General features: G+C 70.2%; 3 protein-coding genes. 2 read left to right on the top strand and 1 reads right to left on the bottom strand.

What is annotated here, in order from left to right:
• Positions 1-172 precede the first annotated feature (172 nt).
• Positions 173-1,078, bottom strand: coding sequence for a 5'-3' exonuclease H3TH domain-containing protein (locus ACH4F2_RS35030; RefSeq protein ID WP_398136726.1), 906 nt, complete (start codon positions 1,076-1,078; stop codon positions 173-175).
• A 285-nt stretch (positions 1,079-1,363) separates the two neighbouring features.
• On the opposite strand from ACH4F2_RS35030, the gene ACH4F2_RS35025 reads away from it, so the two are divergent.
• Both ACH4F2_RS35025 and ACH4F2_RS35020 read left to right on the top strand, forming a co-directional pair.
• Positions 1,364-2,455, top strand: coding sequence for a glycine betaine/L-proline ABC transporter ATP-binding protein (locus ACH4F2_RS35025; RefSeq protein WP_398136725.1), 1,092 nt, complete (start codon positions 1,364-1,366; stop codon positions 2,453-2,455).
• A complete protein-coding gene (locus tag ACH4F2_RS35020; protein ID WP_398136724.1) occupies positions 2,448-5,063 on the top strand; it encodes an ABC transporter permease/substrate binding protein in 2,616 nt (871 codons plus the stop codon). The genes ACH4F2_RS35025 and ACH4F2_RS35020 overlap by 8 nt, the downstream gene beginning before the upstream one ends.
• Positions 5,064-5,243 lie beyond the last annotated feature (180 nt).

The following is a 5,243-nucleotide window of genomic DNA, read 5'->3' as shown; positions in this document are numbered from 1 at the left end:
TAAGCCCCTGGTACCCCGCCCCGGACATACGTGCCCCCCCCCCCCGGGGCCCCCCCCCCCCCCCCCCCCCCGCCCCCCCCCCCCCCCCCCCGGCCCCCCCCCCCCCCCCGCCCCCCCCGCCCCCCCCCCCCCCCCCCCCCCCCCCCCCCCCCCCCCACGGCTGGGGCCCGGTTCAGGCGGTGAGGGTCGCGAGCAGTCGCTGCAGTGATCCGCCCAGGCCCCAGCGGGCCGCCAGTTCGTCAAGCGCCGCCGCGTCGCGCGGGGCGCGCGGCAGTTCGGTGCCGACGTCCGGCAGTGGGACGTCGTCGGCGACCCGGACGACCTTCGGGGCGACCGCGAGATACGGCCGGGCCTCGGTCAGCCGCTTGCGCTGCGAGGGTGTGAGCTTCGCCTTCGGGTCGTCGACGGCCGCCTGGATCCCGGCCAGGTCCCCGAACTCGGCGAGCAGCTTGGCCGCCGTCTTCTCGCCGATGCCCGCCACGCCCGGCAGGCCGTCGCTCGGGTCGCCCCGCAGCAGTGCCAGATCGGCGTACCCGCGGCCGTCGACGCCGTACTTCTCGCGCAGTGCGGCCTCGTCCGTGAGGTGGAGGGTGCCGACACCCTTGACCGGGTAGAGCACGCGCACGCCGCGGGCGTCGTCGACGAGCTGGTAGAGGTCGCGGTCGCCGGTGACGATGTCGACCGGGCCCCGCGCCCGCGCCGTGTACGTGCCGATGACGTCGTCCGCCTCGTATCCGGCCACGCCGACGCGGGCGATGCCGAGGGCGTCGAGGACGGCCTCGATGACCGGCACCTGGGGCGAGAGCGTGTCGGGCACCTCCTCGGTGTCCGGGCCCTCGGGGCTCTCCTCGGCGACGCGGTGTGCCTTGTAGGTGGGGATCAGTTCCACCCGCCACCGCGGGCGCCAGTCGGCGTCCATGCAGGCGACCAGGTGGCCGGGCCGGTGGTCCTTCACCAGGCGGTCGATGAAGTCGAGGAGTCCGCGCACGGCGTTCACCGGCGTTCCGTCGGGCGCCTTCACGGAGTCCGGCACGCCGAAGTAGGCGCGGAAGTAGAGGGAGGCGGTGTCGAGAAGCATCAGTCGTCCGGTCACGCCCCGCATCATGCCGCAGGTCACATGGACCCGTGGTGGAGGGTGTGTGAACTGGGTCACTCATGTGTTTGGGTCGGGACGTTCAGGGCAGGCGCGCATCCGGGCCGAAGCTGGTTGATGCATTCAACTGTTAGCGAGTCTTCGTAACGCTGAGTCGCAACACCGAGTCGATCGACGAGTCGTTCCACCGAGTCGTTCACCGATTTGTTCCACCGAGTCGTGTCACGAGTCTTCACGCCCCTGTCCCTGCCCCCGATCCAAGAGGTAAGCGTGTCAGCCAGGCTAGAGGCCGAGAACCTGTACAAGGTCTTCGGCAAAAAACCGGACCAGGCAGTCGAACGACTGCGCCAGGGAACCGACCGGGAGGAACTGCGCGCCGACGGCACCACGGCCGCCGTCATCGACGCGTCCTTCACCGTGGAACCCGGCGAGATCTTCGTGGTCATGGGCCTGTCCGGGTCCGGCAAGTCCACGCTCCTGCGCATGCTCAACGGTCTGTCGGAACCGACCGCGGGGCGCGTCCGTTTCGGGGGACAGGACCTGACCGAGCTGAGCGACCGCGGACTGCGCGAGGTCCGCTCCAAGCAGATCAGCATGGTCTTCCAGCACTTCGCGCTCTTCCCGCACCGCAGCGTCCGTGACAACGCTGCCTACGGTCTCGAAGTGCAGGGCGTGCCCCGCGCCGAGCGCGAACGCCGCGCCGACGAGGCGCTCGCCCTGTGCGGCCTGGCCGGCTGGGAGAAGTCCTGGCCCGACGAGCTGTCCGGCGGTATGCAGCAGCGTGTCGGCCTCGCCCGCGCGCTCGCCACGGACGCCGACCTGCTGCTGATGGACGAGTCCTTCAGCGCCCTGGACCCGCTGATCCGCCGCGACATGCAGGACCAGCTGATCGACCTGCAGAAGACCCTGAAGAAGACCATCGTCTTCATCACCCACGACCTGAACGAGGCCATGCGCCTGGGCGACCGCATCGCCGTGATGCGCGACGGCCGGATCGTGCAGATAGGCACCGCGCAGGACATCCTGATCCGCCCCGCCAACGACTACGTCGCCTCCTTCACCCGGGACGTCGACCGTTCCCGCGTGCTCACCGCCGGCACCGTCATGGAGACGAAGACGCGCGGCGACGAGGCCGACTGCGGCTGCGAGACCGCCACGCCCGACACGCCGTTCGCCGAACTGTGCGCGATCAGCGCCCGCGTGTCCCACTCGGTGGCGGTGCTCGACACCGACCGCCGGCTCGTCGGCGTCGTCCCCGCCCGGCGGCTCGTCGGCTTCCTCGGCGAGGACGAGGACACGGTCCCCGGCGTCTGCGACACCCCGCGGGACAAGGGCGGCGAAAAGGTGATGTCCCGTGCCTAGGATTCCCCTCGGTGACTGGGTCAACAGCACCGTCGACTGGCTGCTCGACAATGTCTCCTGGCTCTTCACCTTCTTCAAGAGCGTCTTCACCGGCGCCTACGACGGCATCAACGCCGTGCTCCAGGCCCCCGAGCCGCTGCTGCTCGCCGGTATCTTCGCCGTGGTGGCCTTCTGGCTGCGCGGTGCGTTCGCGGGCGTACTCTCCTTCGCGGGCTTCGCCTTCATCGAGTCCCTCGGTCTGTGGGACAACTCGATGGTGACCCTGGCGCTCCTGCTGGTCGCCACGATCATCGCCCTGGTCATCTCGGTGCCCGTGGGCATCTGGGCGGCCCGCTCCGACCGGGTGAGCGCGTTCGTCCGGCCGATCCTGGACTTCATGCAGACGCTGCCCGCGATGATCTACCTCATCCCGGCGATCCTGTTCTTCGGGACGGGCTCCGCCCCGGGCATCGTGGCCACCCTGATCTTCGCGCTCGCCCCCGGCGTGCGCATGACCGAGCTGGGCATCCGCCAGGTCGACAAGGAACTGGTCGAGGCCGCCGAGGCCTTCGGCACCACCCCCCGCAACACCCTGCTGCGGGTCCAGCTCCCGCTCGCGCTGCCCACGGTGATGGCGGGCGTCAACCAGGTCATCATGCTCGGCCTGTCCATGGCCGCGATCGCCGGCATGGTCGGCACCGGCGGCCTCGGCGGCGACGTCATGGAGTCCATCGGCCAGCTCAACGTCGGCCTCGGCGCCGAGGCCGGTCTCGCCATCGTGATCCTCGCGATCTACCTGGACCGCATGACCAGCGCACTCGGCACCCACGTCTCGCCGCTGGGCCGCCGCGCCGCCGCCAAGGCCCGCGCCGCCAAGGGCCTGAAGATCTGGTCCTACCGCCCCCAGCCCCAGGTCGCTGTCATCGGCATCGTGATCCTCGGCCTGGTCGCCGGCGGCATGGGCGTCTTCGGCGGCGCCGACGACTCCAAGAGCGTCGCCGACGGCAAGGACATCGGCCAGGGCAAGAAGGTCAGCCTCGGCTACGTCCCCTGGGACGAGGGCATCGCCTCCACCTTCCTGTGGAAGGAGATCCTCGAACAGCGCGGCTACGAGGTGGAGGCCAAGCAGTTCGACGCCGGGCCGCTCTACACCTCCCTGGCGCAGGGCGACATCGACCTCGTCACCAACTCCTGGCTGCCGACCACCCACGAGCAGTACTGGAAGCAGTACGGTGACCGGCTCGACGACCTCGGTTCCTGGTACGACGAGACCTCCCTGGAGCTGACCGTCCCCGCCTACATGGAGGACGTCAACTCGCTGGCGGACCTCAAGGGCAAGGCCGGCCTGTTCGACGGGAAGATCACCGGCATCGAGTCCAGCGCCGGTGAGATGGCCCTGCTGAAGAGCAAGGTCCTGGGGGAGTACGGCCTGGACAAGGAGTACAAGGTCGTCGACAGCTCGACCCCGGCGATGCTGGCCGAGCTGAAGCGGGCGATGAGCAAGAAGGAGCCGATCGTCGTCACGCTCTGGTCCCCGCACTGGGCGTACAACGACTTCGACCTGAAGAAGCTCAAGGACCCCAAGGGTGCCTGGGGTGCCGGTGACGGCGTGCACACGCTGTCCCGCAAGGGCTTCGGCGGCGACAACCCCACCGTCGCCAAGTGGCTCAAGGACTTCTCGATGACCGAGAAGCAGCTCACCAGCCTCGAGGCCGAGATCAACAAGGCCGGCAAGGGCAACCAGCAGGACGCCGTCCGCGCCTGGCTGGAGGCCAACCAGGGCGTCGTCGACAAGCTCGCCCCGGTCGAGACAGGCGCGGGCGCCACCCCGGCCGAGGCCAAGCGCCCGCTGGACGTCGCCTGGTTCCCCTGGGACGAGTGCGTCGCCGTCACCCACCTGTGGAAGAACGTCCTGGAGCGGCGTGGCTACGAGCTGAACCTGAAGCAGATGGACGTCGGCCCGGTGTACACCGGACTGGCCTCCGGGGACCTCGACCTCAACTTCGACGCCTGGCTGCCCTACGCCCAGAGCAACTACTGGGAGAAGAACAAGAACAACCTCACCGACCTGGGCACCTGGTACGAACCGACCTCGCTGGAGATCGCCGTCCCCTCGTACGTGAAGGACGTCAAGTCCCTCGCGGACCTCAAGGGCAAGGCCGACCTCTTCGACGGGAAGATCATCGGCATCGAGCCCGGCACCGGTGAGATGCAGCTGCTCAAGAACGAGGTCATGCCGGGCTACGGCCTGGAGGACGAGTACGAGGTCGTCGACGGCTCCACGCCGGCGATGCTGGCCGAGCTCAAGCGCGCCCTGGCCGACAAGGAGCCGGTCGCGGTCACGCTCTGGTCGCCGCACTGGGCGTACAGCGAGTACGAGCTGACCAAGCTGAAGGACCCCAAGAAGGCCTTCGGTGAGGGCAACACGATCCGTACCATCTCCAGCAAGGCGTTCCCCGGGCAGTACCCGCAGCTCACCGAGTGGATCAAGGACTTCCACATGAGCGAGGACGAGCTCGGCAGCCTGGAGGCGGAGATCAAGGACCGCGGTCAGGGCCAGGAGGAGGAAGCCGTGGCGGCCTGGCTGAAGGAGCACCCGGACATGGTCGGCCGGATGACCCCGCAGTAGCCGCCACCGGTACGGCCTCCCGTACCGACCGCCCCGAGGGGTGGGGGGGGGGGGGGGGGGGGGGGGGGGGGGGGGGGGGGGGGCCCCCCCCGCCCCCCCCCCCCCCCCCCCCCGCGGCCGCCCCCCCCCCCCCCCCGGCGGCGCGGGACGCCGCCAGCGGGGACGGGGCCAGCCGAGCGG

The organism is Streptomyces sp. NPDC017890, from assembly GCF_044328675.1.
Lineage (GTDB): Bacteria > Actinomycetota > Actinomycetes > Streptomycetales > Streptomycetaceae > Streptomyces.
The sequence above is the reverse complement of the archived record's forward strand: the minus strand, read 5'-3'. Positions and strand labels throughout refer to the sequence as shown.

Excerpts from the sequence above, each read along its gene's own strand:
- ACH4F2_RS35030 (WP_398136726.1), bottom strand. The coding sequence starts at position 1,078 with ATGCTTCTCGACACCGCCTCCCTCTACTTCCGCGCCTACTTCGGCGTG.